16 protein-coding genes are annotated in these 14,684 nt (G+C 65.7%); 6 read left to right on the forward strand and 10 right to left on the reverse strand.

Annotated features, from left to right (window positions below):
• The first annotated feature begins 94 nt into the window (after positions 1-94).
• Complete coding sequence (locus NGK62_RS25135; RefSeq protein WP_059378407.1) at positions 95-328, forward strand: hypothetical protein; 234 nt, start codon at positions 95-97, stop codon at positions 326-328.
• A gap of 68 nt (positions 329-396) precedes the next feature.
• Here the strand turns inward: NGK62_RS25135 and NGK62_RS25140 are convergent, their stop codons facing one another.
• From NGK62_RS25140 to NGK62_RS25150, 3 genes are all read right to left on the reverse strand, one after another.
• Complete coding sequence (locus NGK62_RS25140) at positions 397-990, reverse strand: BPSL1445 family SYLF domain-containing lipoprotein (RefSeq protein ID WP_059378409.1); 594 nt, start codon at positions 988-990, stop codon at positions 397-399.
• A gap of 120 nt (positions 991-1,110) precedes the next feature.
• Entirely contained in the window at positions 1,111-1,587 is a 477-nt protein-coding gene (locus NGK62_RS25145; protein WP_251880851.1) for a hypothetical protein, read from the reverse strand.
• Positions 1,563-2,426 carry a MurR/RpiR family transcriptional regulator gene (locus NGK62_RS25150; protein WP_251880854.1) on the reverse strand — a complete coding sequence of 288 codons (864 nt, stop codon included), beginning with the start codon at positions 2,424-2,426 and terminating at the stop codon, positions 1,563-1,565. The genes NGK62_RS25145 and NGK62_RS25150 overlap by 25 nt, the downstream gene beginning before the upstream one ends.
• Before the next feature lie 117 nt (positions 2,427-2,543).
• Here NGK62_RS25150 and NGK62_RS25155 point away from each other — a divergent pair, with 117 nt between their 5' ends.
• Both NGK62_RS25155 and NGK62_RS25160 read left to right on the forward strand, forming a co-directional pair.
• On the forward strand, positions 2,544-3,542 hold the full coding sequence (locus NGK62_RS25155; RefSeq protein WP_059378413.1) for a Bug family tripartite tricarboxylate transporter substrate binding protein: 999 nt from the start codon (positions 2,544-2,546) through the stop codon (positions 3,540-3,542).
• 11 nt (positions 3,543-3,553) lie between these two features.
• Positions 3,554-4,507, forward strand: a complete 954-nt coding sequence (locus NGK62_RS25160) for a M14 family metallopeptidase (protein WP_251880856.1) — start codon at positions 3,554-3,556, stop codon at positions 4,505-4,507.
• A gap of 30 nt (positions 4,508-4,537) precedes the next feature.
• On the opposite strand, the gene NGK62_RS25165 is transcribed toward NGK62_RS25160, so the two are convergent.
• Both NGK62_RS25165 and NGK62_RS25170 read right to left on the reverse strand, forming a co-directional pair.
• Positions 4,538-4,972 carry a GNAT family acetyltransferase gene (locus NGK62_RS25165; RefSeq protein ID WP_251880858.1) on the reverse strand — a complete coding sequence of 145 codons (435 nt, stop codon included), beginning with the start codon at positions 4,970-4,972 and terminating at the stop codon, positions 4,538-4,540.
• 249 nt (positions 4,973-5,221) lie between these two features.
• On the reverse strand, positions 5,222-6,127 hold the full coding sequence (locus NGK62_RS25170; protein ID WP_118933308.1) for a PhzF family phenazine biosynthesis protein: 906 nt from the start codon (positions 6,125-6,127) through the stop codon (positions 5,222-5,224).
• Between the two features lie 141 nt (positions 6,128-6,268).
• Here NGK62_RS25170 and NGK62_RS25175 point away from each other — a divergent pair, with 141 nt between their 5' ends.
• Both NGK62_RS25175 and NGK62_RS25180 read left to right on the forward strand, forming a co-directional pair.
• Entirely contained in the window at positions 6,269-6,697 is a 429-nt protein-coding gene (locus tag NGK62_RS25175) for a hypothetical protein (protein WP_251880860.1), read from the forward strand.
• Positions 6,698-6,942: 245 nt separating this feature from the next.
• A complete protein-coding gene (locus NGK62_RS25180) occupies positions 6,943-7,422 on the forward strand; it encodes a hypothetical protein (RefSeq protein WP_118933310.1) in 480 nt (159 codons plus the stop codon).
• A 19-nt stretch (positions 7,423-7,441) separates the two neighbouring features.
• Here the strand turns inward: NGK62_RS25180 and NGK62_RS25185 are convergent, their stop codons facing one another.
• Positions 7,442-8,431, reverse strand: a complete 990-nt coding sequence (locus NGK62_RS25185; protein WP_118933311.1) for a 2-hydroxyacid dehydrogenase — start codon at positions 8,429-8,431, stop codon at positions 7,442-7,444.
• A 134-nt stretch (positions 8,432-8,565) separates the two neighbouring features.
• Between NGK62_RS25185 and NGK62_RS25190 the strand changes: the two genes are divergently transcribed.
• Positions 8,566-9,459 carry a LysR family transcriptional regulator gene (locus NGK62_RS25190; RefSeq protein ID WP_059378420.1) on the forward strand — a complete coding sequence of 298 codons (894 nt, stop codon included), beginning with the start codon at positions 8,566-8,568 and terminating at the stop codon, positions 9,457-9,459.
• Positions 9,460-9,461: 2 nt separating this feature from the next.
• Here NGK62_RS25190 and NGK62_RS25195 read toward each other — a convergent pair whose 3' ends face one another.
• From NGK62_RS25195 to NGK62_RS25210, 4 genes are all read right to left on the reverse strand, one after another.
• Complete coding sequence (locus NGK62_RS25195; RefSeq protein WP_251880861.1) at positions 9,462-11,198, reverse strand: IlvD/Edd family dehydratase; 1,737 nt, start codon at positions 11,196-11,198, stop codon at positions 9,462-9,464.
• Positions 11,199-11,218: 20 nt separating this feature from the next.
• Positions 11,219-12,229 (reverse strand): Bug family tripartite tricarboxylate transporter substrate binding protein, encoded by a 1,011-nt coding sequence (locus NGK62_RS25200; RefSeq protein WP_118933312.1) that lies wholly within the window; start codon positions 12,227-12,229, stop codon positions 11,219-11,221.
• A 434-nt stretch (positions 12,230-12,663) separates the two neighbouring features.
• On the reverse strand, positions 12,664-13,590 hold the full coding sequence (locus NGK62_RS25205; RefSeq protein WP_251880863.1) for a 3-hydroxyacyl-CoA dehydrogenase family protein: 927 nt from the start codon (positions 13,588-13,590) through the stop codon (positions 12,664-12,666).
• A 36-nt stretch (positions 13,591-13,626) separates the two neighbouring features.
• Positions 13,627-14,565 carry an SMP-30/gluconolactonase/LRE family protein gene (locus tag NGK62_RS25210; protein WP_059380537.1) on the reverse strand — a complete coding sequence of 313 codons (939 nt, stop codon included), beginning with the start codon at positions 14,563-14,565 and terminating at the stop codon, positions 13,627-13,629.
• Between the last annotated feature and the right edge of the window lie 119 nt (positions 14,566-14,684).

Genomic DNA, 14,684 nt, shown 5'->3' on the forward strand with positions numbered 1-14,684 from the left:
CGGCGGCAACTTGCGGGATCCGCGACGCCCCTCCACAATGAAAGCGCCGCGCCCCGCGCCGGCGCCCCTCCCATCGCCTAGCAAGGAGAACACCATGCCTGAAACCGACTGGTTCCCCGGCGGCACGCTACCCGATCGTCAGGGCTACTTCGAAGTGGAATTCGAAACGGGTCAAACCGAAATCACGCGCTACGGCCTGCTCGGCTGGGAGCCCGAGCAGGATCGCGGCCGCATCAAACGCTGGCGCGGCCTGGACCCGGACATCGAAGCTGCCGAAATGCAGCGCGAGAGTTCGGTGCGCAACAACGGCGATACGCTCATGGGCTGAAGCGCCGGCTGACGCGCCAAACAAAAACGCCGCAGAGACCATCCGCGGCGTTTTGCTTGGCAGGCAGCTCAAAGATCCAGTTTGGAGATCTTGGTGCCAGCCAGGGACACGCCTGCCATCAGGCCGCCGTTGTTCATCACGAAACCGACAATGGGCTGCTGCGCCGTGTTGGTGTCGATGCGGCCATTGGCGCCCACGTTGACGACCGCGACCGTCGCGTCGGCGCCCACGGTCCAGCCGCTGCTGTTGCGGAACTTGGCAAGCGCCTCGTCCGTCATGAACAACAGCACCATCGCCTTGGACTGCGCGCCCGCCTGGAAGCCGACGGAACCCGCCGTGGTGCTGTAGTAGCCAGCGGTGGAGCTGCCCACGCGCAGCACGCCCTTGCCATGTTCGGCGCCGATGATGAAGCTGCCGCTCAACACATCGGGAAAGATCAGCACGCCCCGGGCGCGCGCGACCAGTTCCCTGGACTGCGGCGAGGCTTGATAGAGCTTGCCCAAGGTGGCGTCGGCCGCGCTGTTCAGCGATTGGCGCTGTTCAGTCGCGGTTGCCGAGGATTTGGGACTGGTGGTGGTGCAGCCGGTAAACATCAGGCCGGCCACGCCGATCGCCGCGGCGGCCAGGCCAGCGCGGCGCAAGACAGGAAAAGTATCAAACATGGAACTCTCCTTTGTTGTTGTCACCCTACACCAATGTACCGGGCAAATCCGCCAGCGCAAAGCATGCGATTGTGTGAAAAGAAACAAAAACCTGCCTGCCGCCGCGGGTCGGGCCCGCCGCTACAGGATGCCGTAGCGCGGTTCGCCCGTGGCTTCATCCACCGACACGATGCCGGACAGCACCAGTTCGGCATGGCGTCTGGCCGTCCCGGGATCCTCGAAGGTCACGAAGCGCGGCAGCGACCAGCGGCGCTCGAATTCGCCTGCCACCCTGCGGCATACCGCAACCTCGATCGCCAACATGCCGGTATCCAGCCGGATGACCTGGCATTCCACCTCGAATCCATCAATATGACGCTGTGGCCACGCGCCCATTCCTTGCTCCTCGAAATTGCTTTTCCCGGCCGCAATATGCCAAAAAATTTTTGGCTTGAAAAGCAATGTTTTCAAGGAGTTATGGAGTACTAGAGCAGGTAGTGCGAACGCATCTTGCCGCGCCTCCAAATGGCCGAAAATCGGTCCGAATCCAGGCCTTTGGCACTCGCCGCGCACAACGGTGCGAGCCGCGTCTTTCAGCCGCCCGGCGGGCGTATCCATTGCGCATCCCACAAGCCTTCGCCGCGCTCCAACGCCGCGCCCAAGGCCTGTTTGCTGCGCTGCGCCACCGCCGCGAGCAAGGCATTGCAGACGGAAAAGGCCGCGGTGTAGGAATCGAAAGGCGATGCGCTGGAGCTGCGCGCGATCAGCACGTGGTGTGCCGACGCCGCAGCGGGCGCCGACGCCGAATCGGTGATCAGGATCACCTTGCCGCCGCGCTGCCGGAAGTACTGCACCGCCTTGGCCGCGGCAACTGAATAGCGCCTGAAGGTAAACGCCAGCAGCACGTCGGCCTCGTCGATCCAGAGCAGCTGGTCTTCCAGGAACAACGGACCGGCGGCGACCATGGGCCTGACCGAAGGCAGGCACAGGTTCAGGTACAAGGCCACGTGGCTGGCCAGCGGCGCGGCCTGGCGCAGCCCCAGCACGTGCACCCGCCCCTTGCGCTGCGTCAGCAGCCGCACGGCGGCCTCGAAAGCCGCCACGTCGATCGACGCGTAAGTCTCCTTCAGGTTGTGCTGGTCGTGCAGCAAGGCGTTGTGCAGGCAGGCGCGCGGCGACGGCTTGTCGGCGCCTACCGCGTCTGCGCGTTCGCCGGGCGAGGCCAGGCGCGCCGTCACCTCCGCACGCGCCTCCATCTGCGCCTGCGCATAGCTTTCGTAGCCGAGCTTGGCCAACAGGCGCACCACGGTGGAAGCGCTGGTGCCGACCTGCCTGGCCAGCGCCGTCGCCGATTCCAGCAAGCTCTGCGGATAGCGCGCCTGCATTTCCTCGACCAGCATTTGTTCGCTCTTGCTGAGCTTGCGGCCGTAGCCGGCGATACGTTGGTGCAGGTTCATCCTTGCATGGCCCTAGGTGATAACCCCAAATCTCACAACACACATTGCATCTTATATTGCAGCCTGCAATTTTCATTGCAAATTAGACCAAACCCGCAGACATCACAAGAGAGTTCCATGAAGCATCACCCCCAGGGGCCGTCCTTGACCCGCCGCAGCCTGGTCCTGGCCGGCCTGGGCGCCGCCTTGCTGCCGCTGGCCGCGCGCGCCGACGCCTATCCTTCGCGCCCCATCACGCTGGTCGTCCCCTTTCCTGCGGGCGGCTCCGTCGACCTGATCGGCCGGCTGTACGCGGACGCCCTGGGCAAGGCGCTGGGTACCAGCGTCATCATCGAGAACCGCGACGGCGCGGGCGGCGCCATCGGCAGCAAGCGCGTCGCGCGCGCCACGCCGGACGGCTACACCTTGGTCGCGTCCTCGCAAAGCTCGCACCTGGCCAACCCGCTGATGCGCAATGACCTGGGCTACGACCCGATCAAGGACTTCGTCTCGATCTCGCAGCTGTCGCGCACGCCCAATGTGCTGGTGACCAACGCCGCCGTGCCGGCCCGCAACCTGGCGGAATTCGTGGCGCTGCTGAAGGCGCGCCCCGACCAGCTGCACTATGCCACCGCGGGCATCGGCAGCATGGGTCAGCTCAACGCCGAACTGCTGAAGAACACCTTGCAGTTGCAGGCCGTGCACGTGCCCTATCGCGGCGGCGCGCCGCTGATCAACGCGCTGCTGTCCGACCAGGCGCAGTTCGCGCTGGACAACCTGGCGCCCTTCCTGCCCCACATCCAGGTCGGCAAGATGCGCGCGCTGGCGGTGGCCGCCCCCAAGCGCCTGGACTCCCTGCCCGACGTGCCGACCTTCGAGGAACTGGGCTATCCCGTGCTCAACTCCATGTCGTGGATCGGCCTGGCCGCGCCCGCCGGCACGCCGCCCGACATCGTCCAGAAGCTGCTGGCCGCCGTGCGCACCGCCGCCACCGAGGATGGCATGCCGCAATCCCTGGAAAAGGCCGGCGCGCTGCCCCCCGAGAACCAGACTCCGCAGCAGTTCACCGCCATGATGTCCGAGCGCCTGGCGTTGTACAAAGACCTGATCGACCGCGCCGGCATCCGTCCTGAATAGGCCCTACCCCCATGAAAAATCCCGCTTTCGAACCCGACACCGCTCCGCTCGAAGTCCTGCCGCGCGATCTCTCGGCCTACCGCGAGGGCAATGTCGGCATTCCCTACGTGCACCGTTTCGAGTCTGGCCGCCCCGGCCCGCACGTGCTGATCAACGCCATCACGCACGGCAACGAAATCTGCGGCATGGTGGCTGCGACCCATCTGCTGGACAGCGGCGTGCGCCCCAAGATCGGCACGCTCACCGTCAGCTTCGCGCACGTCGAAGCCTATGAAGCCTTCGATATCGAAAACCCCTACGAGAACCGCCAGCTCGTCCACAACCTGAACCGCATCTGGTCGGCAGCCATGCTGGACGGCCCGGAAGACAGCCCCGAACTGCGCCGCGCCCGCGAGCTGCGTCCGGTGCTCGACGCTGCAGACTTCGTGCTCGACATCCACTCCACGCGTGCGCCGGTGCAGCCCTTCTGGGTCTACACCGAGATGGACCGCAACACGGCGCTGGCCAGCGCCGTCGGCGTGCCGCAGGTGCATCTGGTGATGCCTCCCGACCTTTTCCCTGGCACCGGCGTCATGGGCTACGGCCGCCATGGCGATCCGCACTCGGACAGCAGCGGATCGCTGGTGGTCGAATGCGGCCAGCACTTCGCGCAATCCGCCGCCGACCTGGCCACGGACGTCACGCTGCGCTTCCTGGCGCACACGGGCCTGATCGACATGCCTGCCGGCACGCCGCCCCCGCCCGCGCCGCAGCGCTACCGCCTGCTCGAAGTGCATATGGTGAAGTCCGAGGACTTCACCTTCACGCGTCCGGTGATCGGCTTCGAGACCTTCGTCAAGGGTGAACTCATCGCCATGAACGGCACCGAGGAAATCCGTTCGCCCTGCGATGACTGCACCATCTTCATGCCCACCCGCATGCCCATCGTGGGCCGCGAAGCGGTATACCTGACCGTGGCGATCTGATCGCTGCCGCGCGCGCCTGGTCCGGTGCCGTCAAAGGTCCGGAATCAGGCGCTTGCCCAGGCTGATGACCTCGTCCTGCTGAAAGCCCAGGGTCGCGTAGAAATCCTTCACCGCGGCATTGCCGGACCGGATCAGCAGATTGATCTTGGGGCAGCCCATTTCCAGCAACCTGCGCTCGACTGCCTGCATCAGCGCAGTCGCGTGGCCGCGGCGCTGATGCGCGGGCGAGACCGCCAGGTAGTTGATCCAGGCGCGATGGCCGTCATAGCCGCCCATCAGCGTCGCGACGATCGCGCCGTCCGCCTCTCCCACCAGGAACAGATCCGCCTGCACTGCAAGCTTGCGCTCGATGTCCTTGCGCGGATCGTTCCATGGGCGGGTCAGGCCGCAGTCATGCCACAGCTGGATGATCGCGGCTTCATCGGTCGAATGGTAGGGCCGGATGGCGAAGTCTTGCGCACTCATGCTTCGTTCCTTCAAGGATGGCAACGAAAGCCTTGCGATACGCCTCGACAGCGGGACCAGCCAGAAACAGAAAAGCCACGAGGAGTATCGTGGCTTTCAGGGATAGGCGCCGAGGGTTCGGCGCCTGGACGTGACTGGCCACTCAACGTAAACGTCGAGCGATTCGTCGGCAGGTTGCGCCGGAGATCGGCGCGAAATGCGGTGCGTTCATGCGGTCAGCATACACGAGGCCACGCGGAGCCGCCAGGCTCAAGACACATCAGGCGCCGCCAGCGTACCTTCCATCACCACCACGGCCTCTCCCGCCACACCCGCCCAGACGCCATCTGCGCGCGGTTCGGCGTGGGCCAGCAGCACGCTGGCGCGTCCCATGTCCACGCCCTGTTCCACCCGCAGGCGCAGCGCGCCCGCGCCGCGCAGGGCCGTGCGCAAGGCCGTCATGGCCGCCGTCGCGCTGCCGGTCGCGGGGTCTTCGGTCATGCGACCCGTGAACATGCGAGCCTGGACATCCGCCTGTGCACCCGCGCCCGTATCGGTGGTGTAGGCATAGATGGACTTTGCGCCGTCCAGCGGCAGCAAGGCCGCGTAGCCTGCCGGGTCTGGCACGGCCCGGCGCAAGGCGTCGCGGCTGGCCAATTGCACCACCAGGAAGATCAGGCCTACCGACGCCACCTGCGGCGCATGCGTGGAGGTATCGATGTCCGCAGGCTCCAGGCTCAAGGCCCGCGCGACCGCGGCGGCCGGCGCCTCGCTGGCGCGCGACAGCGGTTGCGGCGCAAGCAGCTGCGCACCGGCCGCGCCGCTTGCGCCCGTGCGCAGCGCAATGCGCACCAGTCCCGCCTCTTCCTCGAACACAAAGGTTTCCGGCACAGTCCGGCCGGAGGCAGCCATTTCTCGTGCCAGCACCACGGCCGTACCGACGTTGGGATGCCCCGCGAACGGCACTTCGCGGTCGGGCGTGAAGATACGCACCCAAGCGGTATGGGCCGGATCCCGCGGCGGCAGCACAAAGCTGGTTTCGGAATAGTTGAACTCGCGCGCGATGCGCTGCATCTGCGCCCCGCTCAGCCCCTGGGCGTCGAACACGACGGCCAGCGGATTGCCGCCGTACGCTTGGCTGGTGAACACATCGGCGGTGACATAACGGTAGCGCATGGAACGTCCTCTCAAACCGCACGGACTGCGCGGCGACCTGTAAAGTTTGCGGGGCCAGCGTGTGGCCCGCCAGACACAGAGGCGGTGAATCGGGACCGTAACAGCGGGGGGATTTGGCATAGACTATTCCCCAAGACTGGCATGCTTGCCTTCCAGCCACCGGCACATGACGATTTGCTCACGCCCGGAACCCGCCATATGTCCACGGTACGCACCTACTTCGAGAACCGCCTGCCTGCTGGTGAACTTGTCCGCCTGATGCTGGCGCAGGAGCCGTTCTTTCTTGAGAACATCGTCGACATCGATCAAACCGCCGCGGCGATGCAGGCGTTCTGCCATGAACACGGACTGACCGCTCGGGTGCTCAAGCAGCCCTACAACACCGGCATCACGGGTTGGGATCTGGCCAGTTTTCTTCCCGCCTGGATCGGCGCCCTGGGCCTCGGACTGCTTGCAGCCACCGCCCCGGGCAGGCAACGAATGGACGTCACCATCAAATTGCGCAGCAACAGTCTGCTCGAAGTGTGTTTCTCCCGGCCTGCCCCAGGTCCGGGCGCCGCCCTGCCTTGATCTCCGCGGCGCATCGCCCTCCTGTCTTGCATCAACTCGCCCCCACGCAGGCCTAGTACAATGTCCCATATATGGGGATGAAAAAGATGAAAGACAGTGCAAGACCCGCGGGGGCTCTTACCGTCGAAGCGGCGGTACGTCTGGCAGAGAACTGGGCCCGCGCGCATCACGCGGACGCCGATCGAAGCCGGAAGTTCGCCACCCAATGGCATCGGGACACGAGCCCCGACGACAGGCAAGGCGACGTGCTCCTGAGGGATCTCGCCTTCTTTTTCCAGGCCGCATCCAACGACGCCGCTTACTGGCGCTCGGTCGGAGACTTCACCGAGGAAGCCACTGGCCCCTGGGGAGTCCAGGCGCTGAAAGCCTTGGCCGGCTTGAACCTCATCGGCCTGGCGGCGTCCCTTATCCTGTTCGCCGCGCGCGACAGCTCGGCCTTCACGGCGGGCGCAATCAGCGCCTGCGCCTTGTTCCTGGCCGGGCTGCTGCTGGCCTATCCGGCGCTGCGGCTCACCCGCATTTCCCGCTCCACGGCGAACGCCGCCTCGGCCTTGCAGAGCCGCGAAGCGGGCGCCGCGTGGACCTGGGAACAACTGCGCTCCGCCAACGTCGGCAACCCCAACGTCGGCCGCAAGGAACGCAAGATCGCCTTGCGCCTGGCCGTCATCATGGCAGCCACCGCGACGGCGGGCTGCGCGCTGTTGATTGCCACGGTGTGGTTCTAGCGGGCAGCCCAACGTCCAGCTACGCCACTGGCGTAACTGCCCTCCCCGTCGTAAAGAACGACACCAGGTTCCGTATCGCCAGCTCCGCCATCTGGCGGCGAGTCTCGTGCGTGGCGCTGCCGATATGGGGCGCCAGGATCACGTTGGACAGGTGCCGCAGCGGGCTCTCGCCCAACGGCTCGCTTTCGAAGACGTCCAGCGCGGCGCCCTGGATGATGCCGTTGGCCAGCGCATGGCACAGGTCGGCCTCGTTGATCACCGAGCCGCGGGCGACGTTGACGACCAGCCCCTCCGGCCCCAGCGCACTCAACACGGCGGCGTCGACGATATGGTGCGTCGCCGCCCCGCCGGGGCACGACAGGACCAGCACGTCCACATGGCTGGCCATGGCAGGCAGAGAATCAAAATGCCGCCACGGCGCCTCCTGGCGCGTGCGGCCGAAGTAGCTGAGGTCCACTTCAAACGGCACGAGCCGCTGGACGATCTCTTTGCCGATGCGCCCTAAACCGACGATGCCGACCTTCCTGCCCGCCAGGCTCGCCCCCAACGGAAAGGGCGAGGCCTCCCACGCGCCCGCGCGCACAAAGCTGTCGGCCGCAGGCAGCTTGCGCAGCAGGGCGAGCAACAGCCCCACCGCCAATTCGGCCACGGCCTTGTTCAACACGTCCGGCGTGTTGGTCACGACGATGTTCTTTTCACGCGCGCGGTCCAGCGCGATGCCGTCGTAGCCGACGCCGTTGGTGGCGATGATGCGCAGCCCAGGCAAACGATCCATCAGCTCGGCGGGAATCCGGTAGTTCGAGCGCGTGACGATGCCGCCGATCGCCTCGGCCTGCGCGGGATCGTTTTGCAGCGCCTCCTCGTCGATCAACGTGAACCTCGAACGGAACTGCGCTTCCACCGACTCGGGAAAAACCCCTACCTTGAGCAGAGGGGGAAACCCGCCGTCCCCCTTGCCGGGGCCATTTGCTGCTGCCTGGCGCGCTTGGGCCAGTTCATGCTCGATCATGGATTTCAACCTCGACGCTATAACATACGGAAAATTGGCGCGATAAGCCTGCAACCATCGCAGCCGGGTTCGTAGCGGTTCGTGCGATCTTCAACCTGAAGTTTCTCCTTTCAGGGCAATAGGCCCATCGCATCATGGACATCAAGTGCATGCAGAGCTTCGTCGCGGTCGTCGAAGCCGGTTCGTTCGCCGAAGCGGCGCGCAAGCTCGATCTGACCTCGGCCGCCATCGCCGCGCGCATCAAGGCGTTGGAGATGGACCTGGGCGTGGCGCTGGTCAAGCGCTCGGGGCGTTCGGTGCGGCCGACCGAGAGCGGCATGCGCATCCTCGAAGGCACCAAGGCGGCCATCCGCAATATCCGCGATCTGCGCGCCATGGCCGTCGACGGCGACCAGCCGGGCGAATTCCGCATCGGCTGTTTCGTGTCCGCGTTGACGAACGTGCTGCCGCCGATACTGAAATCGCTGTACCGCAAGCATCCGGACGCCTGCGTCTTCGTCACGCCCGGCGGCTCCATCGACCTGTGCGGCAAGGTGGTCAGCGGCGAACTGGACGCTGCCATCGTGGTGGAACCGCAGTTCGCCGTGCCCAAGAGCTGTCTCTGGCAGCCGTTCATGGAAGAGCCGCTGGTCGTGGTGGCGCCGTCCCATCTTGCGGACCAGGACGCCCACACCCTGCTGTCGACCCAACCCTTCATACGGTATGACCGCAACATCTACGGCGGCCAGTTGGCCGACCGCTATCTGCGCGACCATCAGATCTGGCCCAAGCAGCGGCTGGAAATCGACGGCCTGCTTGCCATCGTCGCGCTGGTGCACGAAGGCCTGGGCGTTGCGCTGATTCCGGACTGGTCGTCCATGTGGAAGTCGCTCGACGTAGCGCGCATCCCGCTGCCCAACCGCGCGCCCGTGCGCCGGAACGGCCTGATCTGGAATACCCGCGGCCATCATGCCAAGATGGCCGCGTCGATTTCCCAGGATGCCCGGACCCTCTTCGGCAACATGGAAGCACGCCGGGCAACGCCATAGCCCTACTTCGACTTGCCCGGCACGCCGCGCAGGAAGTCGAAATCCACGCCCTTGTCGGCCTGGGTCACCGTATCGAGGAAGAGCTTCTTGTAGCCGCGCTCGGCCGTCGGCGGCGTGACCGGCTGCTCGCGGCGGCGGCGGTCCAGCTCTTCGTCCGGCACCAGCAGGGAGATCTCGCGCCGGCTCACGCTCAGGCGTATGCGGTCGCCGTTCCTGACATAGGCCAGCGGCCCGCCTATGGCCGCTTCCGGCGTGACGTGCAGCACGATGGTGCCAAAGGCGGTGCCGCTCATGCGGCCGTCCGAAATCCGGATGATGTCCTTCACCCCCTGCGACGCCAGTTTCTTGGGGATCGGGATGTAGCCCGCCTCCGGCATGCCGGGCGCGCCCTTGGGACCGATGTTCTTCAGCACCAGGATGTCCTGCGGCGTGACGTCCAGATCGGCGGCGTCGATGCGGCCCGCCAGATCTTCGGCGTTCTCGAACACCACGGCGCGGCCTTCGTGCTCCATCAGCCCGGCGTTGGCGGAAGACTGCTTGATGATGGCGCCCTCGGGCGCGAGGTTGCCGGACAGCACCGCTATCCCGCCCTGCGGATAGATCGGATTCTGCCTGGTCCTGACCACGGTCTGCGGGAACCCCGGCCCCGCGCGCTCGATCTCCTCGCCCAGCGTCCTGCCGGTCACGGTCAGCGCGTCGAGCTTCAACAGCGGCTTGAGTTCGCGCAGCAGCGTGGCCATGCCGCCCGCCTTGTGGAAGTCCTCCATGTAGTGCTGGCCCGACGGTTTCAGGTCCACCAGCACGGGCGTCTCGCGCCCCATGCGGTCCAGCGCCTGCAGATCCAGGTCCAGGCCCAGCCGGCCGGCGATGGCGGTCAGGTGGATGATGCCGTTGGTGGACCCGCCGATGGCCAGCAGCACGCGCATGGCATTCTCGAAGGAATCCGCGGTCAGGATCTTCGAGACCGACAGGCGCTGCCTGGCGATCTCGACGGCCTGTGCGCCCGTGAGTTCAGCGATACGCATTCGGTCCGCAGTGACGGCCGGCGGCGTGGCGCCGCCAGGCACGGTCATGCCCAGCGCTTCGGCGATACAGGCCATGGTGCTTGCCGTGCCCATGACCGAACAGGTGCCCACGCTGGCCACGAGCTGGTTGTTGACGTCTGCGATCTCCTGAGCGTCGATCTCTTCGGCGCGGTACTTGCCCCAGTACCGGCGGCAATCCGTGCATGCGCCCACCCGTTCCGAACGGTGCGAACCCGTCAGCATCGACCCCGTCACCAGCTGGATCGCCGGGATGTCCGCCGACGCGGCCCCCATGAGCTGGGCGGGCACGGTCTTGTCGCATCCGCCTATCAGCACCACCGCATCCATGGGCTGGGCGCGTATCAGCTCCTCGGTGTCCATGGACATGAGGTTGCGCAAGTACATGCTGGTGGGAAAGGAAAAGCTCTCGTGGATGGAGATGGTCGGGAAGTCCATCGGCAGCCCGCCGGCGAACATGATGCCGCGCTTCACGGCCTCCAGCAGCTGCGGCGCGTTGCCGTGGCAGGGGTTGTAGGCGCTGCCCGTGTTGGCGATGCCGATCACCGGCCGGTCCAGCGCGCCGTCCGTGTAGCCCGCGCCCTTGATGAAGGCCTTGCGCAGGAACAGCGAAAAGCCGCTGTCGCCATAGCTGGTGAGGCCTTTGCGCAGGCCGCCGGCCTCGCCCTGCGACGCCTCGGTGTTTTTCTTGCTCATCTTGTTCAAGCTGCTTCCAGTTAATTTGCGGTAATGCCGCCGTCGCGGATGACCTTGGCCCACTGCTCGATTTCAGCGTTCAGGCGCGCCTTGGAGGCTTCGACGTCTAACGCGTCGGCGTAGACGCCTTGCTGCAACAGCTGGGCCTTGGCATCGTCCTTGGCCAGCGCCGTGGTCAGCGCCTTGTTGATCTTGGCGACGATGGGAGCCGGCGTGCCGGCCGGCGCCATCACGCCAAAGAGCGAACTGACGTTGAAGCCGCTGAAGCCTTGTTCCTCGGCGGTGGGGATATCCGGCAACATCGAAACGCGCTGCGGCGTCAGCACGGCCAGCGGACGCAGCTGGCCGGACTTGATGAAGGAGATCGCGGCGGGCACCGTCTCTGTCATCGTCTCCACCTGGCCGCCGACCAGGTCCGTCATGGCCGGGCCGCTGCCGCGATAAGCCACGTGCACGATGTTGACGCCCGCGATCTGCTTGAAGAGTTCCATCGCCATGCGCTGCGGCGCGCCCGCGCCCGACGAGGCGAAATTGAGTTTTCCGGGATTCGCCTTGGCGTAGCTCACCAGATCGGCCAGCGAGTTGATCGGCAGCTTGGGATTGACCACGGCCACCAGCGGCACGAAACCGACCACTCCGGCGGGCGCGAAGTCCTTGCGCAAATCGTAGGGAATGGTGTCCTTCTCCAGGGTCGCCATGACCGAATGCGAAGTCAGCGCCCCCATCAACAATGTGTAGCCGTCGGGCTGGGCGCGCGCCACTTCGGCCGCGCCGATATTGCCGCCCGCTCCGCCCCGGTTCTCGATCACGACCTGGCCGCCGATCTGTTCGCTCAGGCGCTGGCCGACGATGCGCCCGATCACGTCGGTCGCGCCTCCCGGCGGGTACGGAATGATCAGGCGGATGGGCTTGCCGGGATAGCTATCGGCGCCCTGTGCGTAGGCATGGCCAGGAACGGTGAAGGCGGCTGCCGCGATGAAGGCGGCCACGGCGATGTGAATGCGCTTGCGCGCGGCATTCTTACAGAACATTGTTGTCTCCCGATGCGTTCTTATGGCTTGAAAGCTCTAGGCGCATGTTCGCAAACTCTCGTCTGCGAAAAGAGAAAAAAATTTATGTTCTGTCAAAAAAATCCGTGCGAGTCCTGGGGCGTTCGGATGAGGAAAATCCGGGATCGCACTTCGGTGTTGTGAAGCAGGGTTCTTGAGTCGCCGGCGTCCGGGCTGCGGGATTCCGATGCTCGCCCCGGTGGGGCTGCGCTTCGGATCCCTCCGCCCGGCCACCGGCTCAAGGCATCTGCCCATGAAGGGGGCTGAAGCCAACGCATTAGGCGACTGTCAGCCGAGGTAGCCCGGAGCCATCCGAAGCGCAGCCCCATTGGGGCGAGCATCGGAATGGCGCAGGGCTGCCTTGGCGGCTAAAGAACCCTGACATCCGCAAGCTCGAAGCCCGGTCGCAATCTGCGTCAGGCCAACGCTTCCTCATCCTTCAGGATCTGCATGGCCTTGCCAAGGGCGACCTGGTAGCGCCGCTGCTCCTGGGCGACACGGTCCGGCGTCCATTGATAGAAGCCCTTCAGCGACGGCGACTTGACGCCGATGTTGCCCTGCTCGACCAGCTCGCGCATGAGCGCGCTGGGCCTGTCGTCCGTGCGCAGATGCGGATACATGGTCGCAGCCGCCGCGCAATGGATGTCGATGCCGGCCAGATCCTTCTGCAGCAGCGGGCCGGCCGCGATGTAGCGGAATCCGAACCCGTAGCGCACGGCGGTGTCCACGTCCTCGGCGGACGCGAAGCCTTCCTCGACCAGCGCGATCGCCTCGCGCATCAGCGCGTGCTGGATGCGGTTGGCAAGAAACCCAGGCACGTCGCGCTTGACCTGCACCGGCTTCTTGCCGGTATCGCGCATGATGCGGCTGACTTCCTGGGCCATGGCTTCATCGGTGGCCTCGCCGCGTATCACCTCCACGGCGGGCACCAAATGGGCCGGCATGAAGTAATGCAGGCCCACCATGCGTGCGCGGGTCTGCAAGCCCTCGCCGATGGCGCTGATGGGAAAGCTCGACGAATTGCTGGTCAAGGGAATGGAAGCGGGCGCCAGCTGTTCCAGACGGGCGAACACCGCACGCTTGGCTTCCAGCAGTTCCGGCACGCACTCGACCACGATGCGGGTATCGCGCCAGTCGATTTCCTCCATGGTCGCGCTGGTGACGATGCGCCCGGCGTCCGCCTGCCCGCCGATCATTTCGCTGGATGCGTTCACGCGCCGCGTCGCCGCCGCGCGCGCCGTCGCGTCGGGCTCCACCAGCCATACGCGCCAGCCGGCCGCATGAAAGCCGGCGGCGACGTCGGCCCCCATGGTGCCCGCGCCCAGCACAATTGCCTGATCCATCTTTTCCGTCCTTTTGGTAGTTGGGGTATGTGGTGTTCAGAGAGCCTGCGCCTGCGGCGCCGGCAGGTACATGGGTTTGCCCGCCACGTCGAGTTCGACGCGCAGGATGCTGGCCGAACTGGACTCGGTGATGTAAAGCGTGCGCCCGCCCTGCCCGCCAAAGGCCACATTGGTGGTGTGCAGCCCTTCCGGAGACTGGATGCGCAGGGCCGGCTGGCCCAGGGGGTCCATGCACCACACCGTGCCCAGGCCCACGTGGGCGATGCACAGCCCTCCCCGGGCATCCAGCGCCAGGCCGTCCGGGCCGCCGCCGCCCGACATCTGGATGAAGGTGCCGACCTTGCCGACCTGGCCGTTGCGCAGCAGCGGCACCTTCCAGATGGCATTGGCCCGCGTCGCCGCCACATACAGCGCGTGCTCGTCCAGATCCATCACCAGGCCGTTGGGGCTGGGAATGCAGTCGAGCAGGCAGTCCAGCTTTCCGTCCGGCCGCAGGCGGAACAAGCGGCCGGTCGGATCCTGCCAGCCGGTCATGCCCTGGTCGGTGAAATAGAGGTCCCCCGCTTGCGAGAAGAACAGGTCGTTCACGCCCTTAAAGCGCTCGATGTTGTAGCGTTCGAGCACCGGACGCACCTCGCGGCGCTCGAGGTCGAACTGCATGATGCCGTGCTTGTAGTCGGCGATGAAGATGCGGCCGTCGCGATGGAATTTCAGGCCATTGGGCCAGCCGTCGTACTGCACGAGCGGCTCGAACTCGCCGCGCGCGTCGACACGCAGGACGCGGCCGTTGATCACGTCCACGCAATACAACAGGCCGTCCGGCCCGAAGGAAGGCCCTTCCAGCAACGAGCGCGGCGGATTGCCCTGCGGCTGGCTGGCGACCCACTCGTTCAGGTCCCGGCCTTGCCACTTCAGCTCGTCGGGCAGCCGGGCGTATACGCTGGCCTGAATCCTGGGGACGGGATCGTAGAACATGCGGGTCTCCTCTGATTTTCCGGACGGGAATCTATGCCCCGTTTCGAGCAAAATTCTAAGGAGAGCCGAGCATTTAAGGAAATGAAATATATCGAACGTGTCTTTCCAAAAAAACGATC

The sequence above is a fragment of the Achromobacter sp. Marseille-Q4954 genome, assembly GCF_943737025.1.
In the GTDB taxonomy this organism is placed as follows: Bacteria; Pseudomonadota; Gammaproteobacteria; order Burkholderiales; family Burkholderiaceae_B; genus Achromobacter; species Achromobacter bronchisepticus_A.

What these genes read in the sequence shown, in the direction of transcription:
- NGK62_RS25135 (WP_059378407.1), top strand. Translation starts at nt 95, where the DNA reads ATGCCTGAAACCGACTGGTTCCCCGGCGGCACGCTACCCGATCGTCAG.
- NGK62_RS25140 (WP_059378409.1), bottom strand. Translation starts at nt 990, where the DNA reads ATGTTTGATACTTTTCCTGTCTTGCGCCGCGCTGGCCTGGCCGCCGCG.
- NGK62_RS25195 (WP_251880861.1), bottom strand. Translation starts at nt 11,198, where the DNA reads ATGAGCAAGAAAAACACCGAGGCGTCGCAGGGCGAGGCCGGCGGCCTG.
- NGK62_RS25150 (WP_251880854.1), bottom strand. Translation starts at nt 2,426, where the DNA reads ATGAACCTGCACCAACGTATCGCCGGCTACGGCCGCAAGCTCAGCAAG.
- NGK62_RS25145 (WP_251880851.1), bottom strand. Translation starts at nt 1,587, where the DNA reads ATGGATACGCCCGCCGGGCGGCTGAAAGACGCGGCTCGCACCGTTGTG.
- NGK62_RS25170 (WP_118933308.1), bottom strand. Translation starts at nt 6,127, where the DNA reads ATGCGCTACCGTTATGTCACCGCCGATGTGTTCACCAGCCAAGCGTAC.
- NGK62_RS25165 (WP_251880858.1), bottom strand. Translation starts at nt 4,972, where the DNA reads ATGAGTGCGCAAGACTTCGCCATCCGGCCCTACCATTCGACCGATGAA.
- NGK62_RS25155 (WP_059378413.1), top strand. Translation starts at nt 2,544, where the DNA reads ATGAAGCATCACCCCCAGGGGCCGTCCTTGACCCGCCGCAGCCTGGTC.
- NGK62_RS25190 (WP_059378420.1), top strand. Translation starts at nt 8,566, where the DNA reads ATGGACATCAAGTGCATGCAGAGCTTCGTCGCGGTCGTCGAAGCCGGT.
- NGK62_RS25175 (WP_251880860.1), top strand. Translation starts at nt 6,269, where the DNA reads ATGCTTGCCTTCCAGCCACCGGCACATGACGATTTGCTCACGCCCGGA.
- NGK62_RS25160 (WP_251880856.1), top strand. Translation starts at nt 3,554, where the DNA reads ATGAAAAATCCCGCTTTCGAACCCGACACCGCTCCGCTCGAAGTCCTG.
- NGK62_RS25205 (WP_251880863.1), bottom strand. Translation starts at nt 13,590, where the DNA reads ATGGATCAGGCAATTGTGCTGGGCGCGGGCACCATGGGGGCCGACGTC.
- NGK62_RS25200 (WP_118933312.1), bottom strand. Translation starts at nt 12,229, where the DNA reads ATGTTCTGTAAGAATGCCGCGCGCAAGCGCATTCACATCGCCGTGGCC.
- NGK62_RS25210 (WP_059380537.1), bottom strand. Translation starts at nt 14,565, where the DNA reads ATGTTCTACGATCCCGTCCCCAGGATTCAGGCCAGCGTATACGCCCGG.
- NGK62_RS25185 (WP_118933311.1), bottom strand. Translation starts at nt 8,431, where the DNA reads ATGATCGAGCATGAACTGGCCCAAGCGCGCCAGGCAGCAGCAAATGGC.